Raw genomic sequence first — 21,272 nt, forward strand, 5'->3', positions numbered from 1 at the left:
GGTAGGATATCCACTCTTCCGGATCTCGAACGGCGGAAACGATGCGCTACGTCCAGTTGCGGGCCTTTCATCAAGTGGCGATCTCGGGCGGGTTTTCGCGAGCGGCCGAAGCGCTGTTCCTGACCCAGCCGGCCATTTCCGACCAGGTGCGCAAGCTCGAGGAAGAATATGATGTCCTGCTGTTCAATCGGAACAAGAAGCAGGTCACGCTGACCCATTCGGGCCAGAAGCTGCTTGAGATAACCCACCGCATGTTCGACACCGAACAGCAGGCACTGGAACTGCTCACCGAGTCGCGCGCGCTGCGTTCCGGCACGCTGCGCATCGTCGCGGACGCCGCACATCACCTGCTTCACATCCTCGGCAGCTTCCGGTCCCGTTATCCCGGCGTCCAGGTCTCTGTGCGCGCCGGCAACACAGAGACGGTCATCAGCAGCCTCTACAGCTATGATGCCGACATCGGCGTGCTGGGCGAGGTACCGGCCGGCCGCGATTTCGAGGTGCTGAAGCTCAACTCGACACCGATCATCGCCTTCACCTCCATCGACCACCCGCTGTCGGGCAAGAAATCGCTGACCCTCAAGCAGCTCGCGCAGGAATCGCTGGTCATGCGCGAACGCGGCTCGAAGACGCGTCAAAAGCTCGAAGACCTCGCTGCTGCCTCGAAGGTCGAGCTAAGGCCGGTCATCGAGGCCGAGGGCCGCGAGGCTGTCCGCGAGATCGTCGCCTCGGGCGCCGGCATCGGCTTTGTCTCGGCGGCCGAATTCGGCCAGGATTCGCGGCTCGTCCCGATCACCATCGACGCTCCCGAAACCCTCATGGACGAAGCGCTGATCTGCCTGCGCGAGCGCAGCGGCGGCAAGCTGGTGCGCGCCTTTCTCGACATGGCGCGCTCGATGTCGGCGGATTAAGCGGCGGCGCGAACCTCAATCCCATCCGCCTTCACCCGCTCTGATTTCGGATCGTAGGGGCTGCGCAAGTGCGCCGTGGCCGTATGGCGAACGCCGGCGAGGTCGATCTCGAAACGGCCACCGCTGAGGAATTGGGCGTCGACGCCGGCTTCATTCTCGACCAGCCCGAGCGCGACCGAGCGGCCCAGCGTGTGGCCATAGGCCGCCGAGCGAACCTCGCCAACCGGTTTGCCGTCACGCAGGATCAGCTCACCGCCCCACAGCATCGGCTCGGCATCGTCGAGCGTGAACAGCACGATACGCTTGGCCGGTGCCGCCGCAGACCTTGCCTCGACCAGCGCGTCGCGGCCGATGAAGCCGCCCGGCTTGTCGATAGCGACGGCAAAGCCAAGCCCGACCTGCCAGGGGTTGATATCCGGCGTCAATTCCCTGCCCCAGGCGCGAAAACCCTTTTCGATGCGCAATGCATCGAGCGCGTAGTAGCCGGCGTCAGCCAAGCCGAATTCGCCCCCCGCCTCGTGCAGCGCCTCGTAGACGCCGACGGCGAATTCTGTCGGCACGATCAGCTCCCAGCCGAGCTCACCGACATAGGTCATTCGATTGGCATAGGCAGTGGCATGGCCGATATCAATCTCGCGGATAGTGGCGAAGGGGAAGCCCGCGTTGGAGAGATCGGCCGAGGACAGTTTGCCGAGGAGATCGCGCGAGCGTGGCCCCATCACGGCCAGCACGGCGTAGGCGGAGGTGATGTCGGTCAGGGTCGCATGCGCATCGGCCGGAATGTTCTTGACGATCCAGTCGGCGTCGTGGACCGCCTGCGCGGACCCTGTGACGACGAGGAATTTTTCCGCGCCCAGCCGCATCACGGTGAGATCGCTTTCATAGCCGCCACGCGCGTTGAGCACACCCGTGTAGACCGACGTACCTATAGGTACATCGACATTGCCGGCGCAGATCCGGTTCAGCACGGCGCAAGCGTCGCGGCCCTGGACAAGCAGTTTTGCGAAAGACGTCTGGTCGAAGATTGCGACGGCCTCGCGCGTCGCCTTCATCTCGCGGCGGACCGCCTCGTGCCAATTCTGGCGGCCGAAGGCATAGTCATTCTCGGGCTTCTCTCCCGAAGCGGCAAACCAGTTGGCGCGCTCCCATCCCATCTTTGAGCCGAAGCAGGCGCCCCTGGCGGCCAGCCGATCATAGAGCGGCGAGCGGCGGAAGGGCCGCGCGGTGTCGAGTTCCCGGTTCGGCCATGGCATGGCGTAGTGCAGGCCGAGTGTCTCCTTGACCCGGTCATGCAGCCAGCGCGGGTTGTTGTTGAACGAGGCGAAGCGCCTGATGTCGACCGGCCACAGATCCATGGTGGGCGCACTGTTGACGATCCATTCGGCCAGCGCCCTGCCGGCGCCGCCGGCACTGGCGATGCCCATCGAATTGAAGCCGGCGCCGACATAGAAATTCTTCAGTTCCGGGGCCTCGCCGAGGATGAAATTGTTGTCCGGCGTGAAGCTTTCGGGACCGTTGTAGAATTTCTTGACCTCGGCATGCGCCAGCTGCGGCACGCGGACCAGCGCGTTTTCCATCAGGATCTCGAACTGGTCCCAATCGTCCGGCAGCAGCGCGAACTCGAAATTTTCGGGGATGCCGTTCATGCCCCAGGGCTTGGCATGCGGCTCGAAGCCTCCCATGACCAAGCCGCCGACCTCTTCCTTGAAATAGATGAAGCCGTCGGGGTCGCGCATGACAGGCAGGTCAGGGTGCACGCCCTCGATCCTGCCGGTGACGATGTACATGTGCTCAGCCGAATGCAGCGGTACCGAGACGCCGCACATCAGTCCGACCTTGCGCGCCCACTGGCCGGCGCAGTTGACGACGATCTCGGCGGCGATGCTGCCGTGGTCGGTTTCGACACCGCAGGCGACGCCGTTGCTGACGCTGATGCCTGACACCTTGACCCGTTCGATGATTTTCGCGCCGCGGTTGCGCGCGCCCTTGGCCAGCGACTGCGTCAGATCAGTCGGGTTGGCCTTGCCGTCGCCTGGCAGCCAGACGGCACCGACCAGATCGTCCGTCGCCATGACAGGCCACAGATCGCCGGCCTCCCTGGGCGAGATCACGTCGATCTCCACGCCCTGAGCACGCGCCGACGCTGCCATGCGCTTCAGCACCGTCATGCGATCAACGGTGCGCGCAACGGACAGCGAGCCGCAATTCTTCCAGCCGGTGGCAAGGCCGGTTTCGGCCTCCAACTCGCTGTAAAGCTGGGTGGAGTATCTGATCAGGCTGGTCATGTTCGAATGGCTGCGCAACTGACCGACAAGACCGGCGGCATGCCAAGTGGTGCCGCCGCTGAGTTGTCCCTGCTCAAGCAGGACAACATCGGTCCAGCCGAGTTTTGTCAGATGATAGGCGACCGAGCAGCCAATGATGCCGCCGCCGACGATGACAACGCGAGCCTGGGTGGGAAATTCATTTGCCATGAGCGTTCCGCCATTGGAGGGATGGCCGGGACACTAACATAGGGAAACCAAATATCAACTCAAAAAGTCACAAAATATCACATCAAGCAACGAGGAGCTCTGGCCCCTTTCGCGAAAGCGCCTCCGCAAGCGCTGGTCCGGGATTGGCGTCGACGATAACGCCGGCAGCCCGTTCGAAATTCGGAATCCTGAGCGGTGTCAGCTTGCCGAACTTGCTGCTATCGAGCACGAAATAGGCCTTGCCGGCGAGCGCGATCATACGGCCGCGCTGCTCGGCGCCGGCACGGGTGAAGTCCGTCACGTCGCCTTCCGGCGACAGGGCGCCACCACCGAGAAAGGCGATATCGACGCGAAAGCGGCCCATTGCATCGAGCGTGTCGATGCCGGAAGCCGCCTCCTCGCCCGGATCGATTTCGCCGCCCAGCATATGCACGCGCATGCCCGGGACATGGCACAGATGCAGCGCTATCTTCAGGCTTGCCGTGCAGATGGTAAGATCGCGCAACTTGGTCATGGCCTGCGCAACGGCCAAGGTGGTGGTGCCGGAATCGAGAAAGACCACCATGCCATCCCTGACCAGGCCGGCGGCGGCCCTGCCGATCGCCGCCTTGCCGCCAGCATTTTCCTGGCTGCGCAGGCTCATCGCCGGTTCGCTCGGCTCAAAGAGGGCGGCACCGCCGTGCACGATGCCGAGTCTGCCCTGCTCCGAAAGCAATTTCAGATCGCGGCGGATGGTTTCGCGCGAGACTTCGAAGAACCCGGCCAGTTCGGCAACGCTGACCGAACCCTGGGCGCTCAGCCGCCGCAGGATTTCGTCATGGCGGCGCGGGGCAAGGGCGCGCGCCGGCAGGCGGCTGACGGGAGACATGGCGATCCTCTTGTCGAGCATTGGTGTTGCAATATGTGGCAGTGAACTCGCATAGACGCAACCGCGCCCGACGTGGCCGGTATCGATCGGCACTCTATTTGTCTGTCGAGGCTAGGGCTTTCGCGACAGGCCACCGCCCTCTATCGCGTTGACGAGCGTCTCGCTCCTTTCGCGCAGACGCTGCCGCAGAACGCTCGCGGCTTTCCTGCCGTCGCGCTCGCGGCAGGCGGCCAGCAGTTCGCGATGCTTCATCTGCGAGCCGGGACGATGGTCGCATCGGGCTCGCTCCGCTCGGGCGAGAGCCGAGCACACAAGCACCCGTGCTCAGCCTACCTTCACGGCCATCACCGCGGCGCAGTCACCCGCTTTGACCAGCCCGGGAAAATGCCGCGCCGCCAGCAAGCCAGACATCTTTGCCCGGATTTCCTGTGGGGCAATGCCGGTGCGGCCGGTGGAATGGATGCGTGCCAGCACCGCGCCTTCCTCGATGGGTTCGCCGAGATCGACCATGGTTTCGATCATGCCGTCGTCCTCGGCGAAGGCGAAGCAATCGGCCGAGGGCATGTCGAGCCACTGTGTTCTGGTCTTCTCCACCGCACCATCAACGATGCCTGCATGGCGAAGCACATTGAGGATGCCGCGCCGCGCGATGCGCACGGTTTCGGCACGCGATGTCCCCCCGCCGCCAAGTTCGGTGGTGACGAAGACCTTGCCCATGTCCTCGGCCGCGGTGTCGTACATGCCGACCGCATCGATCTCGGTCATGCGCATCGAGAAAGGTGCAGAGAAGGCTTCGACCGCGGCGAAGGCCTTTTCTTCCTGCGCCTTGTCCGGCAGCGTGTGCGCGGCGCAGAAAGGCACGAAATCCAAGGTCCTGCCGCCGGAATGGAAGTCGAAGACGATGTCGGCGCGGGGGAGCAACTCGCGTTGAAAATAGTCGGCGATCTTCTCGGTCACCGTGCCATTGGGCCGGCCGGGGAAGCTGCGGTTCATGTTGCCCTTGTCAATTGGCGACGTGCGCGTACCAGCACGAAAGGCCGGATAGTTCATCGCCGGCACGATGATCACCGTGCCGGAGACGTCCTTGGGGTCGAGTGTGCGGGCGAGCCCGTAGAGCGCCAGCGGGCCCTCATACTCGTCGCCATGGTTGCCACCGGTCAGCAGCGCCGCCGGTCCCTTGCCGTTGCGGATGACGCAGATCGGGATCATCACCGAGCCCCAGGCGGAATCGTCGCGGCTGTAGGGCAGGCGCAGGAAACCATGCTGGACGCCGTCACGGTCGAAGTCGACAGTCGGTGCGATGGGCGACGGGCGGAGGCTGGACATCGGGTTCAATTCTTCACCACCAGCTTGCGCGGCACATTGGCCAGGCATTCCACACCCGTTTCGGTGACCAGGATGGATTCGGTGATCTCAAGACCCATCGTCTCCAGCCACAGGCCGGTCATGAAATGGAAGGTCATGCCCGGCTTGAGCTCGGTGCGGTCGCCGGGACGCAAGCTCATGGTGCGCTCGCCCCAATCCGGCGGATAGGAGAGCCCGATGGAATAGCCGGTGCGATTGTCCTTGACGATGCCATACTTCTTCAAGACCGCGAAGAAGGCGTTGGCGATGTCCTCGCATGTGTTGCCGGGTTTTGCTGCCGCCAACCCCGCATCCATGCCTTCGAGCGTCGCCTTCTCGGCATCGAGGAATTCCTGCGTCGGCTTGCCAAGGAAGACGGTGCGCGACAGCGGACAGTGGTACCTGTTGTAGCAGCCAGCAATCTCGAAGAAGGTGCCCTCGCCCGACTTCATCGGCTGGTCGTCCCAGGTCAGATGCGGCGCCGAAGCATCGACGCCCGACGGCAGCAGCGGCACGATCGCCGGATAGTCGCCGCCGATGCCGTCGACGCCGCGCGTGCCGGCATCGTAGATCTCGGCGACGAGATCACATTTGCGCATGCCGACTTCAACCTTGTCGACGATGCGCTGATGCATCGCCTCGACGATACGGGCGGCCTTGCGCATGTAGTCGATCTCGGTCGGGCTTTTCACGGCGCGCTGCCAGTTGACCAGGGCGGTGGCGTCGACGAAACGGGCGTTGGGCAGGTGCTTCTGCAAGGCGGCGAAGGCGGCGGCGGAGAACCAGTAATTGTCCATCTCGACGCCGATGGTGAGCTTGCCCCAGCCGCGATCGGTCAGCACGCTGGACAGGAAGTCCATCGGGTGGCGCTCGGTCGACTGCACATAGTGATCGGCATAGCCGACGATGTTGTCATGCGCGAGATAGGCGGTGCGCTTGGCGCCATTGGCGTCCTGGCCGCGGCCGTACCAGACTGGCTCGCCGGATGGCGGCACGATAACCGCCTGGTGCACGTAGAACGACCAGCCGTCATAACCGGTCAGCCAGGCCATGTTGGAGGGATCGCTGACGATCAGGAGATCGACGCCCTTGGCCTCCATGGCTTTCCGCGTCTTGGCGAGGCGTTCCGCATATTCGCCGCGCGAAAATTTCAGATTTGGCTGCATTTTGTTGGTCCTCGTTTGTTGGGCCTGGAGCCTGTTTCAACTTCGTTGAATCCGGCTCGTCGTCTGATTCTGCTTTGCGCGTGATCTTTTCAGAAAGCCGGTTCCCACTTTTCCGGATCACGCTTTGGCCGGCATCAGCTTTCAAAAATGGTTCCGGATTTCGCGGCCAGCGCCCGGTCGCGGGCGAGCGTGGCAATCGCCGTATCCTGCACGCCGGTGCCGGTGAGATCGGCAATGGTGATGTCGCTGGCCGAGCGCCGCCCGTGTCTTTCGCCGGCGATGACCTGGCCCAATTCGGCCACCTCGTCCTCGGCGGCCATGATTCCTGCGGCGATGGCATGATGCAGTTCGCCCAGCCGCCGTGTCTGGCGAGCACTATCGGCGACGTAGAGGTCAGCCATGCGCAGGATCGCAGGGGCGATCTCGTTCTTGTGTTCGGCGTCCGAGCCCATGGCGGTGATGTGCTGGCCGGCGGAGATGAAGCCGGCCTTGATCAGCGGCTCGGTCGAGGGCGTCGTGGTGACGATGATGTCGGCGCCCACTATGGCCTCGGCAGCATCGGGTTCGGCGCGAACGGCGATGCCCAGTCTATCGCTCAAGGCGCCTGCGGTTGCCTCTGCCTTGGCGGCATCGCGCGCCCAGATGCGCGCCTGTGTGATTGGCCGCACGAGGCGAAGCGCATCGAGCTGCAATCCGGCTTGCACGCCGGCGCCGAAAATCGCGGCAACGGACGAATCCGGCCGCGACAGATGCTTGGCCGCGACCGCGCCCGCGGCGGCGGTGCGGATATCGGTGAGATAGCCATTGTCGAGCAGCAGCGCCTCGACCAGACCTGTCTTTGCCGACAAGAGCACCATCATGCCGTTGACGCTGGGCAGGCCGAGTTTCGGATTGTCAAAGAATCCGGGACTGATCTTGATGGCGAAGCCATCGACGCCAGGCACATAGGCGGTCTTCACATCGACCTCGCCGCGATGCTCAGGGATGTCGAGCCGCAGGATCGGCGGCATCGCCACCGGCAGAGTGGCAAGCGCGCGAAAAGCATTCTCGACGCAGGCGACGGCATCAAGATCGAGCGTCACGATCTTACGCAGTTCGGCTTCGGTGAGGATTGTCATCCGGTTCATGCCGCGCGCTCCCCGGCGGTACGCTTTGCGAAGGGTAGCGTTCCGTCATACCCCCCGGCGGGAACTCGACGTTGAAGAATTTTCATGCGACGCGCTCCGCAAATGAGGGCTTCTCTCCGCAAACGATCTTCCTGTGCAGTTCCATGTCGATGTTGCGCCCCGAAAGCAGAACCACCACCGGTCCGCTCGCCCTGACCTTACCGGCGAGCAGTGCCGCGATGCCGACGGCGCCCGCGCCTTCGACAATCTCGCGCTCCTGCGCATAGGCATGGCGGATGCCGGCGGCGATTTCCTCCTCGGAAAGCAGGACGACATCGTCGAGCAGGTCGCGGCACATGGCGAAGGTCAGGTGGTTGTCGAGGCCGATGCCACCACCAAGCGAATCCGCCAGCGTCGGCAGTTCCTCCACGAGCACCGGCCGGCCGGCATCGAGGCTCGCCTTCATCGCCGCGCCGCGCGCCATCGAGACGCCGATGATCTTTGTCCCGGGGCTGACGCCTTTGACGGCGGCAGCAACGCCGGAGGCCAACCCACCGCCCGACAGTTGCACCAGCACCAGCGCGGCGTCAGGAACCTGCTCGATCATCTCCAGTCCGAGCGTGCCCTGGCCAGCAATGATGGCTGGATGGTCGAAGGGCGGCAGCAAGATGAGCCCCTCCTCCGCCACCAGCCGCTCGACCTCCTGCTGCGCGTCGTCCTGGCTGTTGCCGACAATGCGGATTTCGGCCCCAAGTCGGCGGATTGCGTCGAGCTTGTTCTGAGGCACCAGACGCGACATGCAGATCACCGCGCGCATGCCCTCGAGTTTCGCCGCATGGGCGAGCGCTCGGCCGTGGTTGCCGGTGGAGGCCGCGACCACGCCACGTGCCTTCTCCTGCACGCTCAGCGAAGCGACAGCGTTCGAGGCGCCGCGCAACTTGAAGCTGCCGGTGGTCTGGCGCTGCTCGAGCTTGAGATGGACAGGGAAGCCCAAGCGTTCCGACAGAGCTTCGGACAGCACGGTTGGCGTTCGCTCGATCTTGCCGGCGATACGTTCGCGGGCGGCTCGGATGTCCGAAAGGGCGATGGCGCGCGTCATGGGGCGCGCCCCTCTGGCCTGCCGGCCATCTCCCCCTCAAGGGGGAAGATCGGCAGCTCATGCGGCACCGCCGTTTCTATAGCATCCACAAGCAGCCAAAACGCAGCGGCAGGGAATCTCCCCCCTCGAGGGGGAGATGGCCGGCAGGCCAGAGGGGGTCGCTCTTGCACGCAGAACATAATCTTACCGTCCCAGCGAAAACGTCATCAGCCGCCCGAACTCCGGGTACTGCGTCTCATCCCCGCACAACCGCAAACAATTCCATGCTGTCGCCTGGTTGCTGGTCACCACGGGACGACCGATCGCCTGTTCCATGCCAGGGACCGCGAGTGCAGCGCGCAGCGCCGTGCAGGACACAAACAAGCCTTCGGCCTGTGGATGGGTCGCCTGGCGCGCGAGGTCGACAAGTGCTGCCGGCGGAATGCGTGCCATCTCGCGGTCATCCTCGAAACCCAGGCAGGTGAAGCTGGCGATATCGAAACCGCGTTCGGCGAAATAGGTTGCCATCGGCCTGGAGGTTTCGACCGTGTAGGGGGTGAGGATGCTGATCCGGCGCACGCCGAAGGCGTTCAGCCCGCGCACGCCAGCCATGGGCGGGGTTACGACCGGAATGCCTGGTTTGGCGGCCTGGATCGCCGCCTCGATCTCGGCATCGCCGATCACCACCGATGCCGAAGTGCAGGAGTAGCAGATGGCATCGAGCGGCTCGTCGGGCAGAATCAAGGCCGCGCCCGCCGTCAGCGCCGGCTGCATCTTGCGAAGGTTCCGAGGCGTCGTCGGATTGGCATAGGGGATGCGCGCGACATAGACGCCGATCCGTTCGCTCGCCACCATGCGGCGAAAATCCGGCTCGGTCGTATGGTCGGTGGCCAGGACGATCAGGCCGACGCGCTTCGCCAGCGGGCGGTTATCGAGCGCCGGCCGGTCGGGGTGGACCTTGATCTCGGGCAAGGGCTTCATGCGTTATCTCTCGATCTTGCCGTAACGGCGTTCCAGCCAGCGCAGCAGCACGACAGAACAGAGGCTGATGGCGAGGAAGAAGGCGCCGACCAACGTGATCGGCTCCAGGTAGCGATAGTAGGTATTGGCGACGCTTTTGGCCTGGTTCATCAGTTCCAGCACGGTGATCGCCGACAGCAGCGGCGTCTCCTTGAACATCGCGATGAAATAATTGGCCAGGGCCGGGATCATCGGCGGAATGGCTTGCGGGATGATGATGTGGGACCAGGTCTGCATGGCGCTGAGGTTGCACGCCTTGGCGGCCTCCCACTGGCCACGCGGCACATTGTCGATGCCGGCGCGGTAGACTTCCGCCGTATAGGTGCCGTAGTGCAGCCCGAGCCCAATGACACCGGCGACCAGCGGCGGCAGAAGAATGCCGACGTCTGGCAGCACGTAGAAGATGAAATAGAGCTGCACCAGCAGCGGCGTGCCACGGACGAATTCGGCCGCCCAACCGACCGAGCGCGACACCGCCTTGCTGGGCGAGCGGCGCGCCAGCGCGATGCCCAGACCAACGATCGCCGCCAGCACCGAGCCGAGCAGCGTCGCCAGGATGGTGATCTTCACACCCTGGATCAGCGTCGGCAGGATCTGCCGAACAAAATCCCAATCCCAATCCATCAGCGAACCTTGGCCATCAGCGAGCTCCGGTCATCAGACGCGCACCCCGTCGAGGCCGCGCGCCAGGTGGCGCTCCAGCAAGCGCACACCCCACGAAATGAGCAGCGCAAGGATGAAATAGAGGATGAGGATGGTGGTGAACGGCACCATGGTATTGCCGGTCTGGGCTCGCACCACCTGCGCCTGGAATGTGAGGTCCGCGAGCGAGATCAGTGAGACGACGGATGTGGCCTTGAGCAGTTCGATGGCGTTGTTGCCGAAGGTCGGCAGCATAACCAGAAACGCCTGCGGCAGGATGACGGTGCGCAGACCTTGCCAGCGGCCGAGATTGAGCGCGATGCAGGCCTCGTGCTGTTCGCGGCCGATCGACTGCACGGCGCCGCGCACCACTTCGGCGGCGTAGGCGCCGACATTCAGGCCCAGCGCCAGCACGCCGGCCTGCAGCGGGGTCAGTTCCAGGCCCAATAGCGGCAGCACGAAATAGGCGAAGAACAGCTGCACGAAGATCGATGTGCCGCGGAAGAATTCGATATAGGCGGTAGCGAGCGCGCGCAGCAGAAAGAAGCGCGACAGCCGTCCCATGCCGGCAAGAAAGGCCATGATCAAGGCAAGCACCGATCCCATCAGCGTCAGCTCGATGGTCACAAGCGCTCCTTGCAATATCAGGCCGAAATAGCCGGACCATTGGGTCATTCGATTAGAAGTTCCAACGTTTGCGATTCGGGTTCCTTCTCCCCGTTCAACGGGGAGAAGATGCCGGCAGGCAGATCAGGGACAGCGCTAGCTTCTCCAAACCTGGCGCTGCCCCTCATCCGTCACTTCGTGACACCTTCTCCCCGTGAACGGGGAGAAGGAAGAGGAGCGCGCTACTTCGCGGCGCAGAGCTTTTCGCGCGTCGTCGACATCGCGGCCGCCGCCGAGAAGCCGTAGGGCTCGATGATCTTGGCGAACTCGCCCGACTTCTTCATCTTGGCCAGCTCGACATCGTAGGCGTCACGCAGCGCCTCGTCGCCCTTCTTGAAGGCAGCGCCGTCACAATAGACCGGAGCGCCCTGCACCGGCGCGATAACCTCGAGGTTCGGGTCGTTGGCCTTCTTCATCAGATCATTGATCGACAGAACCGGCAGCGAATAGGCGTCGATGCGGCCGTCCTGCACCATCTTCAGGCCGCTCTGCCCATCCGGCACGACGATGACACGTTCACGCGGCACGCCGGCGTTGAGCGCCAGCTTTTCCTCGGTGCCGCCGCCCGGCGCGCCAATCGTGGCGGCAGTGTCCTTGGCGACGTCCTCGTAGCTTTTGAAGTGCTTGGGATTGCCCTTCTTCACCAGCATCGCCTCGGCGTCGCACAGAACCGGCTCGGAATAGGCGACCGCCGCGCAACGCTCCGGCTTCATGAACAGACCGGCGGTGACGACGTCGAAGCGGCCGGCCTGCAGGCCGGGAATCATCGCGCCATACTCAGAGATCGAAGCGACGATATCGGCCACGCCGAGCCGCTTGAATATCTCGCGCGCCACGTCGGGCGCCGCGCCCGAAACCTTGCCGTCGGCGGCGACCGCCGTATAGGGCGGTTCGTTGGCGATGGCGACGCGGGCGAAACCTTGCGCTTTGAGCTGTTCGAGCTTCTTGTCCGCGGCCGAGCCCACGCTTGAGGTAGCGAGCACCGCCGTAATTGCAAAGCCGGCGACGCCGGCCAGAATGCCAAGTTTCTTCATTGTTCCCAACTCCTGTTGCTCTTCTTGGTTTGCTTGTGGGCGGTTCGCGCGCCCGCATGGCGGTCAGACGCGGTGTCCGGCCGCGATGATCTTCTTCAGGAAGCCTTGCGTGCGCTCCTGCTTGGGATGGCGGAAAATCTCGTCGGGCTTGCCTTCTTCAACGATCTTGCCGCGATCGAAGAACAGCACCCGGTCGGCGAAGTCGTGGGCGAAACCCATCTCATGGGTGACCAGGAGCATCGTCATGTCGGTTTCGGCGCAGAGCCGCCACAAGACATTGAGCACCTCCTCGACCAGTTCCGGGTCGAGCGCCGACGTCACCTCGTCGAACAGCATGATCTTCGGCTGCAAGGCGAGCGCCCTGGCGATCGCCACACGCTGCTTCTGGCCGCCGGACAGTTGCGCCGGCATCGCCTTGGCTTTGTCGGCCATGCCGACCATGTCGAGCAGCTCCATCGCGCGTTTTTCGGCGGCGGCGCGCGGCGTGCCCTTGGTCAGCATTGGCGCCAGCGTCACATTGTCGATGACGCTCTTGTGCGGAAACAGGTTGAACAGTTGGAAGACCATGCCGATCTTCTGGCGCATTTTTGCCAGATGCCGCTCGTCGGCCGGCAACAACTGGCCGTTCCGCTCCATGTGGTAGAGTTGCTCGCCATCGATCTGGATGTGGCCGCCGTCGATGCGCTCCAGCGTCATCAGGATACGCAGGATCGTCGTCTTGCCTGAGCCCGACGGGCCGATCAGCGCCAGCTTCTCGCGCGGCATGACCTGCATCGACAGGCTGTCCAGCACCTTGAAGGCACCAAAGCTCTTCGAAATGGCATCGACCTTGATGATGGGTGCGGACAAATGAATTTCCCCGTGTTGGAGAAGCCTGTGTCCTTAACGATGAGGAACACGCCAAATCATGTCAATTGGGAAAATAATACCATGACAATTATTCCGATTGCGCACAATTCCCGACCGACTGGGCGACCCTTCGAGGGTCGGGGCTCAGGCCCGCGCCAACACTGGCGGCGTCTGAGACCGGAACGGAGCCGGAAGCGCAGGAGACCACCTTTCGCAGGCCGGCATCACCGGAATATCGACGCACCCGCTAGATGGCGAGCAGCAGGTGCTCCGGATCGCCGAGCAAGAGCTTGGTGACAACGCCGAGACCAGCGCGCAGTTCCCCCTCGGTGGTCGAGCCCAGCGAGATACGCACCGCCGGATGCCAGGGGGCATCCGAAATGCGGAAGGAGGCGCCGGGTGCGATCGCCACGCCCTGCAGCCGGGCCTGGGCGACAAAACTCTCCTCGGCCCGGTCGCCAGGCAATTGCAGCCACAGATGCAGGCCATCGCGATGCGAACGATAATCGACCCCTGCAAGGACCTCCGCGGCAATGCCCATCCTGTGCCGGAGCGCTTGGCGCTGCCAGCGGACAAGCTCCATCGCCGTGCCGTCGGTCACCCATTTGGTGGCGATCTCGGCCACCAGCGGCGTCGCCATCCAGTTCGAGACCAGGTGCCGGTTGGCAACGGCGGCAACGTAACGATCGGGCGCGGCGAGATAGCCGATGCGCAGGCCGGGCACGGTGATCTTGGTGAAGGAGGTGACGTAGAGCGTGCGCTCCGGGGCGAAAGCAGCGACCGGCGGCGGCCGGTCCTCGACCAGCGGACCCAGCACATCGTTCTCGATGATGGCGATGTCGTGCTTGCGCGCCACGGCCGCGATTTGCTCGCGGCGCTCCGCATCCATCAGCGTCGCGGTCGGGTTGATCACCGAAGGCTGTACGAACACGGCGCGAATGTCGGACAGCCGGCAGGCCTCGTCCAGCGCCTCCGGGACGAGGCCATTGCCGTCGATCGGCAGGCCTTCGAGGTTGAAGCCGAGATAACGAGCCAGCGGTACCAGCGTGTGGTGGCCGATCGCCTCGGTGGCGACAGTCGATCCGGGCGGCGCCACGCTCATCAGCGCCACCGTCATGCCAGCGGTGGCGCCGTTGGTCAGGCTGATGTTCTGCGCGGACGCATCGAGCCCGCACAGTCTCAGCCATTCGACGGCGACGGCGCGGTGACGCGGGAACACCATGTTGGGCCGGAAGGACAGTGCCGAACTCGACGGCAGGTGTTCGGCCAGCCATCCCAGTGCCTGCTTCATCCGTTCCAGATGCATCGGCTCGCAGACCGGCTTCAGGATGGAGAGGTCGATGACCTCGCCGAGGCGCTCGGGCAGATAGGGCGGCTCCGGCTCGCGGCGCTGCGTCTGGACAAAGCTGCCGCGGCCGATCTCGCCTGAAATCAGGCCGCGCCGGATCAATTCCTCATAGGCGCGGCTCACCGTCTGCACCGACAGTTTCAGGTCGTCGGCCAGCCGGCGATGGGTCGGCAGCCGGGCGCCATTGGCCAAGCGCCCGTCATGGATGGCGCGCGCGAACTGGTCGGCCAGCGACTGGTAGGCCGGCCGCCGTATGAGCGCGGGATCGGGTTGCCACAATGTCATGACTTATTAGAGATCGAAATCAGTGCAATTGACAATCGAAATAATGCACCATCATGGTGCCGTAGACGAAAAGTGGACTGTGATGACTGCTGCGAAACTCGACGCGATCGACCTCAAAATCCTCGACGCCATCCAGCGTGACGGACGCATCACCAAGCTGGCGCTGGCCGAGCAGGTCGGGCTCTCGCCGACGCCATGCTGGATGCGGCTGCGCAAGCTGGAGAAAGCCGGCATCGTCTCGGGTTACCACGCCCGGATCGCCATGCGCGTGGTGGCGCCGGTCGCCACCGTGCTGATGGAAGTGACGCTGGCCAGCCACCGCCAAGCCGATTTCGACCGCTTCGAGCGCGTCATCCGTGACATTCCCGAGATCGTCGCCTGCTGGTCGGTGGGCGGCGGCGTCGACTATGTGCTGAAGGTGATGGCGCGCGATATCGACGCCTATCAGCGGTTGGTCGATGCCTTGCTCGACCGCGAGATCGGCATCGACCGCTACTTCACCTACATCGTCATCAAGACGGTAAAGGACGAGACCGTTTTGCCGCTGACTGACCTGTTGCCCATCGCTTCGCCATCCTAGGGCGGAGCAGGAGCGAAGCCAGGGATGACGAAGTTGAGAGGCTCGGCCGACGGCGATGCATATTCCCCTCATAGAGAGATCACTCTGCTCACCGGGGAGAATAGAGAGACTCTCTCTACGCAGAGACGGCAAAACAGCCTCATCCTTCGCGCAACATCCCTAGTCTTCCCGCATCAGTCCGAACCGGGAGGCTTCAACCATGTCCGCGCATTTCGCCCGCTCGCATCGCCATGAAGCGCTCGATCGCCTCACCGACCGCCGCTTGCTGCGCGAGCTTGCCTATGTTGACGGCCATTGGACGGCGAGCGAGGCGGCCGAGAGTTTTGAAGTCACCGACCCGGCGACCGGCACCACCGTCGCCTTCGTCGCCGCGTTGGATGAGCGCCAGACGACAAAGGCGATCGATGCCGCTGCGCGTGCCTTCCCCGCCTGGCGAATACTGCTGCCGCAGGAGCGCGCAAAAATCCTGCGAAAATGGTTCGAGCTGATCATCGCAGCGAAGGACGATCTCGCCCTGCTGATGACACTGGAACAGGGCAAGCCACTCAAGGAGTCGCTCGGCGAGATCGACTATGCCGCCTCTTTCGTCGAGTGGTATGCCGAGGAAGCCAAGCGTCTCAACGCCGAGAGCGTCACTAGCCATCTGCCGAACGCAGAAATGATGGTGCGGCGTGAGCCGCTCGGCGTCGTTGGTGTCGTCACGCCCTGGAATTTTCCGTCGGCCATGCTGACCCGCAAGGCGGCCGCCGCACTCGCCGCCGGCTGCACCATTGTCGCCCATCCCTCCTCGGAAACGCCACTATCGGCACTGGCGCTGGCCGAACTCGGCGAGCGTGCCGGGCTGCCCGCTGGGGTCTTCAACGTCATCACCGGCAAGGCCGCGACGATTGTCGGGCGCATGTGCGAAGACCCGCGCGTCCGCGCCGTGAGCTTCACCGGCTCGACCGAGATCGGCCGGCTGATCGCCGCGCAGAGCGCGCCGACGATGAAGCGGCTGGTGATGGAGCTTGGAGGGCATGCTCCGCTGATCGTGTTCGCCGACGCCGATCTGGATAGAGCCGTGAGCATCGCCATCGATGCCAAATTCGCCACATCGGGCCAGGACTGCCTCGCCGCCAATCGCATTTATGTCCAACGTCCGATTTATGACCGCTTCTGCGCCGCCTTTGCCAGGCGCATCGAGGCGCTGCGGACAGGCAATGGACTTGCCGCGGAAACCGAGATCGGGCCGCTGATGCACGAGCGCGCCGTCAAGAAGGTCGAGGAGCAGGTAGCCGACGCGCTGACCCATGGCGCGCGCTGCTTGACCGGCGGCGGACGGCATCAGACCGGCCCGCTGTTCTACCAGCCGACGCTGCTGGTCGATGTTGCCGACGATGCGCTGATCATGCGCGAGGAGACCTTTGGCCCGGTCGCCGCCGTCACGCCGTTCGACAGCGAGGACGAGGTGATCACCCGCGCCAATGCCACCGAATATGGCCTCGTCGCCTATGTCGTGACCGAGAATGGCGCCCGCCAGCAACGTTTGGGCCGCGCCCTCGACTACGGCATGGTCGCGATCAATCGCGTCAAGATCACCGGCGCACCGATCCCGTTCGGCGGCGTCAAGCAGTCCGGCATCGGCCGTGAGGGTTCACGCCACGGGCTCGAAGCCTTCACCGATCTGAAATACCTGTGCCTGGATGTGGCATAAGTCAGTCCGGCCATCCCTCAAGGAGTCAAAAATGCTCGATCAGTCCAACGAACTCAACGCCTGGGACCGCGATCACTTCTTTCATCCCTCGACCCATATGGGCACGCATGCACGCGGCGAGAGCCCCACCCGCATCATGGCCGGCGGTGAAGGCGTCACCGTCTGGGACCACAATGGCAGGAAGAGCATCGATGCCTTCGCCGGCCTCTACTGCGTCAATGTCGGCTACGGCCGCCAGAAGATCGCCGACGCCATCGCCGCCCAGGCCAAGAACCTTGCCTATTACCATGCCTATGTCGGCCACGGCACCGAAGCATCGATCACGTTGGCCAAGATGATCATCGACCGCGCGCCGAAAGGCATGTCGAGGGTCTATTTCGGCCTCTCCGGCTCGGACGCCAATGAAACCAACATCAAGCTGATCTGGTACTACAACAACGTTCTCGGCCGCCCGGAGAAGAAGAAGATCATTTCGCGCTGGCGCGGCTATCACGGCTCGGGCGTGATGACAGGATCGCTGACCGGGCTGGAGCTGTTCCACAACGCCTTCGACCTGCCGCGCGCGCCGATCCTGCACACCGAGGCGCCATACTATTTCCGCCGCGCCGACCGCTCGATGAGCGAGGAGCAGTTCTCGCAGCATTGCGCCGACAAGCTCGAGGAAATGATCCTGGCCGAAGGCCCCGAAACAGTCGCAGCCTTCATCGGCGAGCCGATCCTCGGCACTGGCGGCATCGTGCCGCCGCCCGCAGGCTACTGGGAAAAAATCCAGACGGTGCTGAAGAAGTATGATGTGCTGCTGGTCGCCGACGAGGTGGTGACGGGCTTTGGCCGGCTCGGCACGATGTTCGGTTCCGACCATTACGGCATCAGGCCGGATTTGATCACCATCGCCAAGGGCCTGACGTCGGCCTATGCGCCACTGTCGGGTGTCATCGTCGCCGACAAGATGTGGCAGGTCTTGGTGCAGGGCTCCGACAAGCTCGGCTCGCTCGGCCATGGCTGGACCTATTCGGCGCATCCGATCTGCGTTGCAGCAGGTGTGGCCAATCTCGAACTGATCGACGAGATGGATCTGGTGCGGAATGCCGGCGAGACCGGTGCCTATTTCCGTACCGAGCTCGCCAAGGCCGTCGGCGGCCACAAACATGTCGGCGAGGTGCGTGGCGACGGCATGCTGGCGGCGGTCGAATTCGTCAGGGATCGCGACGACCGGGTCTTCTTCGATCCTTCGCTCAAAGTCGGACCGCAGGTCGCCACCGCCCTAGCCGCAAGCGGCGTCATCGGGCGCGCCATGCCGCAAGGCGACATCCTCGGCTTCGCGCCGCCGCTCTGCCTGACGCGCGACGAGGCCGATATCGTCGTGGCCAAGACCGCGGATGCCGTGAACAGCGTGTTTGCCAATCTCTGAGATCGACCCATGAATGCCATGACCAACACCCTCCCCACCACCATGGCCGCCGTGCTGCTCACCGGGCACGGCGGAACGGAAAAACTCGTCTACCGCACGGATGTGAGAGTGCCCGCCCCTGCTTCGGGGGAAGTGCTAGTAAGGGTCAGCGCTTGCGGAATGAACAACACCGATGTGTGGGTGCGCCAGGGCGCCTATGGCACGGAGGAAGACGCTGCAGCGGTGTCGACCTGGCGGCGGCAGGGCAACACGCTGACCTTCCCGCGCATCCAGGGTACCGACACTGTCGGCATCATCGCTGCCGTCGGTGAAGGCGTCTCGCCTGATCGCATCGGCGAACGGGTGATGGTCGATTTCTCCATATACAACCGCGACGACGATTCACTTGCCGATATCGACTATATGGGCCACGGCCGCGACGGCGGTTACGCCGAATACCAGGCTGTGCCGGCGGAGAATGCGCATGTCGTCGACACGGACATGAGCGATATCGAGCTCGCCACCTTCTGCTGCGCCTACCTCACGGGCGAGCAGATGCTGGAGCGCGCGGCGCTCAAGGCCGGCGAACGGGTTCTTGTCACCGGCGCCTCGGGCGGCGTCGGCTCCGGGATCGTGCAACTGGCGCGGGCGCGCGGCGCCATTCCCTATGCCGTTGTCGGCAAAGGCAAGGAGCAGGCGGTGCTCGACATCGGCGCCGAGGCGGTCATCACACGCGGCGTCGCCGACCTGCCGCAGGCCGTGTCCGGTGCGACCGGCGGACAACCGATCGACGTGGTGGCCGATCTGGTTGGTGGCTCGATCTTCAATGACCTGCTGCGCATCCTGCGACCGGAGGGCCGTTACACCACCGCCGGGGCGATCGCCGGCCCGGTCGTGCAGCTCGATCTCAGGACCATGTATCTCAAACAATTGCAGTTGCATGGCTCGAGCCAGGGCACGCGCGCGGATTTCCGCCGGATCGTAAGCTACATCGAGGAGGGCAAGATCCGGCCGCTGGTGGGCGGCGTCTACAAGCTCTCCGATTTCCACCACGCGCAGGCCGATTTCGTCGCCAAGGATTTCGTCGGTAAGCTGGTAGTGGTGCCCGATGCCGTCGCGGAGCGTCCCGCCTAGCCCAGAACCATAACCTTTCGCCCGAAACGCACTTCACCTGCCGCTGTCACAATCGGAATGGCTTGCAGTCCGGCCGGCAAGCCGCCACAAACAGCGACGCCCGCCGCACCATCGGCCCGGGCATCCGATCACGGGATACAGGCGAAACATGACAGCCCGAATGGTTCTGCTCGACGCCAAGTCGCTCGGTGTGGCTGACGTCGCCGAGATCGCACGGCGCAACGCCCGGCTTATGCTCGGCGAGGCAGCGATGCGCCGTATCCGGGCGAGCCGCGCGCTGATCGAGCACCTGACGCAGCTCGGCAAACCGATGTATGGCGTCACCACCGGCCTCGGCGCCTGTGTCGACACGCCGCTCGCCGAGGCCGATCTGATCGCCTTTCAGCATAGCGTGCCGCTCAGCCACAGCATGGGCATCGGCCCCGCCCTTCCGACCGAGGCGGTGCGGGCGCTGATGACCGCACGCATCTCGGGCATGGCCGCCGGCGGCACCGGCACCTCCGAACGCGTGGTCATGGGCCTTGTCGCGGCGCTCAACGCCGGCGTCCATCCGGTGATCCCCACTTGGGGATCGATTGGCGCGGCCGACCTTGCCCATCTCGGCCATATGGCGCGAGCGCTGCGCGGCGAAGGCGAGGCGGAATTCCAGGGCCGGATCATGCCATCGGCCGAGGCGCTAACCCTTGCCGGGCTGGAGCCGCTCGACCTGCGCGAGAAGGACGGCCACGCCCTCATCGTCGCCAACAGCCTGTCGACCGGAACGGCGTGCCTGTGCCTCGAAGACGTCGCCCATCTTATCGACTGGGGGTTGGCTGCCGTGGCACTCAACCACGAGGCGTTCCGTTCTTCCCTCACCGCGATCGACGAGGATGCGCTGGCGGCGCGGCCGGCCTTCGGCCAGCGCGAGATCGGCGCGCGGCTGCGCACCGAACTGGCGGGCAGCGGCTTGTGGAAGGACAAGGCGGCGCGGCGTCTCCAGGACCCGCTCAGCTATCGTTGCGTGCCCCAGGTCTGGGGTGGCCTGCTCAATGCGTTCGAACAGGCAAAGCTGGCCACCGAGATCGAACTGGCCCATTCAGGCGACAATCCTGTGATCCTGCCGCAAGACGAGCGGGTGGTTTCGAACGGCAATTTCGACCTCACCGCGATGACACTCGCCTGGGAACAACTCGGTCAGGCGCTGGCGCATTGCGCGGTCGGCACCGCCAACCGCTGCATGAAGCTGATGTCGCCGACAACAGCTGAACTGCCACGCTTCCTGTCGGCCAGGGGCGGCAGCCGCCAGGGCTATGCCGAACTGCAGAAGCCACTGGCCGCGCTGGAAGCCGAGATCAGGCATCTCGCCAACCCGATGTCGCTCAGCCCGCTTGCCGTTTCGGATGGGATCGAGGACCAGTCGTCGATGGCGCCCCGAGTGGTGGCCAAGACCGGCGAGATCATTGAGCGCCTGCGTTATCTCGTTGCGATGGAGCTGATCTTCGCGGCCACCGGCGTGGAGTTGCGCGGCGTGGTCGACAGCATGGGCGAAGGGCCGCAGCGCACCTTCGCCGCCGTACGTGCGCTCGTCAGCCCGCTCGGCGACGACCGCGAGATGAGCACCGACATGACACGGATTGCGCGCATGGTGGCCGGTCCTCGCCTGGGCTAACGCTCCATCCGTCTGACACCGGTTCAGTCTTCACGC

The 21,272-nt window shown here is 64.3% G+C and carries 19 protein-coding genes; 6 read left to right on the forward strand and 13 right to left on the reverse strand.

The genetic code is table 11. The annotated features are described in order from the left end of the window. Positions 1-41: 41 nt before the first annotated feature. Positions 42-911: a LysR substrate-binding domain-containing protein gene (locus tag FJ930_RS09505; RefSeq protein ID WP_140743720.1), complete on the forward strand. Its 870-nt coding sequence runs from the start codon at positions 42-44 to the stop codon at positions 909-911. Here FJ930_RS09505 and FJ930_RS09510 read toward each other — a convergent pair. From FJ930_RS09510 to FJ930_RS09575, 13 genes are all read right to left on the reverse strand, one after another. Continuing rightward, positions 908-3,385 carry an FAD-dependent oxidoreductase gene (locus FJ930_RS09510; RefSeq protein ID WP_141837065.1) on the reverse strand — a complete coding sequence of 826 codons (2,478 nt, stop codon included), beginning with the start codon at positions 3,383-3,385 and terminating at the stop codon, positions 908-910. The genes FJ930_RS09505 and FJ930_RS09510 overlap by 4 nt on opposite strands. 82 nt (positions 3,386-3,467) lie before the next feature. Beyond that, complete coding sequence (locus tag FJ930_RS09515) at positions 3,468-4,253, reverse strand: DeoR/GlpR family DNA-binding transcription regulator (RefSeq protein WP_141837067.1); 786 nt, start codon at positions 4,251-4,253, stop codon at positions 3,468-3,470. Between the two features lie 111 nt (positions 4,254-4,364). Then, entirely contained in the window at positions 4,365-4,505 is a 141-nt protein-coding gene (locus FJ930_RS09520) for a hypothetical protein (RefSeq protein WP_181763328.1), read from the reverse strand. Between the two features lie 72 nt (positions 4,506-4,577). Continuing rightward, the gene (gene doeB, locus FJ930_RS09525; RefSeq protein ID WP_140743726.1) at positions 4,578-5,579 is read right to left on the reverse strand and encodes a N(2)-acetyl-L-2,4-diaminobutanoate deacetylase DoeB; all 1,002 of its coding nucleotides are present in this window, start codon (positions 5,577-5,579) and stop codon (positions 4,578-4,580) included. Positions 5,580-5,584: 5 nt separating this feature from the next. Next, positions 5,585-6,763 (reverse strand): ectoine hydrolase DoeA, encoded by a 1,179-nt coding sequence (gene doeA / locus FJ930_RS09530; RefSeq protein ID WP_141837069.1) that lies wholly within the window; start codon positions 6,761-6,763, stop codon positions 5,585-5,587. A 134-nt stretch (positions 6,764-6,897) separates the two neighbouring features. Continuing rightward, entirely contained in the window at positions 6,898-7,890 is a 993-nt protein-coding gene (gene eutC, locus FJ930_RS09535; protein ID WP_141837071.1) for an ectoine utilization protein EutC, read from the reverse strand. Between the two features lie 82 nt (positions 7,891-7,972). Continuing rightward, positions 7,973-8,968 (reverse strand): hydroxyectoine utilization dehydratase EutB, encoded by a 996-nt coding sequence (gene eutB / locus FJ930_RS09540; RefSeq protein ID WP_140743732.1) that lies wholly within the window; start codon positions 8,966-8,968, stop codon positions 7,973-7,975. Positions 8,969-9,151: 183 nt separating this feature from the next. Next, entirely contained in the window at positions 9,152-9,928 is a 777-nt protein-coding gene (eutA, locus tag FJ930_RS09550) for an ectoine utilization protein EutA (protein ID WP_141837075.1), read from the reverse strand. Between the two features lie 3 nt (positions 9,929-9,931). Then, entirely contained in the window at positions 9,932-10,591 is a 660-nt protein-coding gene (ehuD, locus tag FJ930_RS09555) for an ectoine/hydroxyectoine ABC transporter permease subunit EhuD (protein WP_141837077.1), read from the reverse strand. Between the two features lie 33 nt (positions 10,592-10,624). Beyond that, complete coding sequence (gene ehuC / locus FJ930_RS09560) at positions 10,625-11,284, reverse strand: ectoine/hydroxyectoine ABC transporter permease subunit EhuC (RefSeq protein WP_141837078.1); 660 nt, start codon at positions 11,282-11,284, stop codon at positions 10,625-10,627. Positions 11,285-11,457: 173 nt separating this feature from the next. Further along, a complete protein-coding gene (gene ehuB / locus FJ930_RS09565; RefSeq protein ID WP_141837080.1) occupies positions 11,458-12,309 on the reverse strand; it encodes an ectoine/hydroxyectoine ABC transporter substrate-binding protein EhuB in 852 nt (283 codons plus the stop codon). A gap of 63 nt (positions 12,310-12,372) precedes the next feature. Then, positions 12,373-13,158, reverse strand: coding sequence for an ectoine/hydroxyectoine ABC transporter ATP-binding protein EhuA (gene ehuA / locus FJ930_RS09570; protein WP_281408899.1), 786 nt, complete (start codon positions 13,156-13,158; stop codon positions 12,373-12,375). Positions 13,159-13,405: 247 nt separating this feature from the next. Beyond that, positions 13,406-14,791 carry a PLP-dependent aminotransferase family protein gene (locus FJ930_RS09575; protein WP_141837084.1) on the reverse strand — a complete coding sequence of 462 codons (1,386 nt, stop codon included), beginning with the start codon at positions 14,789-14,791 and terminating at the stop codon, positions 13,406-13,408. An 82-nt stretch (positions 14,792-14,873) separates the two neighbouring features. Between FJ930_RS09575 and FJ930_RS09580 the strand changes: the two genes are divergently transcribed. From FJ930_RS09580 to hutH, 5 genes are all read left to right on the forward strand, one after another. Next, positions 14,874-15,371, forward strand: coding sequence for an Lrp/AsnC family transcriptional regulator (locus FJ930_RS09580; RefSeq protein ID WP_141837086.1), 498 nt, complete (start codon positions 14,874-14,876; stop codon positions 15,369-15,371). 199 nt (positions 15,372-15,570) lie between these two features. Then, a complete protein-coding gene (locus FJ930_RS09585; RefSeq protein ID WP_141837088.1) occupies positions 15,571-17,064 on the forward strand; it encodes an NAD-dependent succinate-semialdehyde dehydrogenase in 1,494 nt (497 codons plus the stop codon). A gap of 31 nt (positions 17,065-17,095) precedes the next feature. Next, positions 17,096-18,475: an aspartate aminotransferase family protein gene (locus tag FJ930_RS09590; RefSeq protein ID WP_141837090.1), complete on the forward strand. Its 1,380-nt coding sequence runs from the start codon at positions 17,096-17,098 to the stop codon at positions 18,473-18,475. A gap of 9 nt (positions 18,476-18,484) precedes the next feature. Next, a complete protein-coding gene (locus FJ930_RS09595; protein WP_141837092.1) occupies positions 18,485-19,588 on the forward strand; it encodes an alcohol dehydrogenase family protein in 1,104 nt (367 codons plus the stop codon). Positions 19,589-19,736: 148 nt separating this feature from the next. Beyond that, positions 19,737-21,236, forward strand: coding sequence for a histidine ammonia-lyase (hutH, locus tag FJ930_RS09600; RefSeq protein WP_141837094.1), 1,500 nt, complete (start codon positions 19,737-19,739; stop codon positions 21,234-21,236). Positions 21,237-21,272 lie beyond the last annotated feature (36 nt).

This window comes from Mesorhizobium sp. B2-4-15 (genome assembly GCF_006658505.1).
GTDB lineage: Bacteria > Pseudomonadota > Alphaproteobacteria > Rhizobiales > Rhizobiaceae > Mesorhizobium.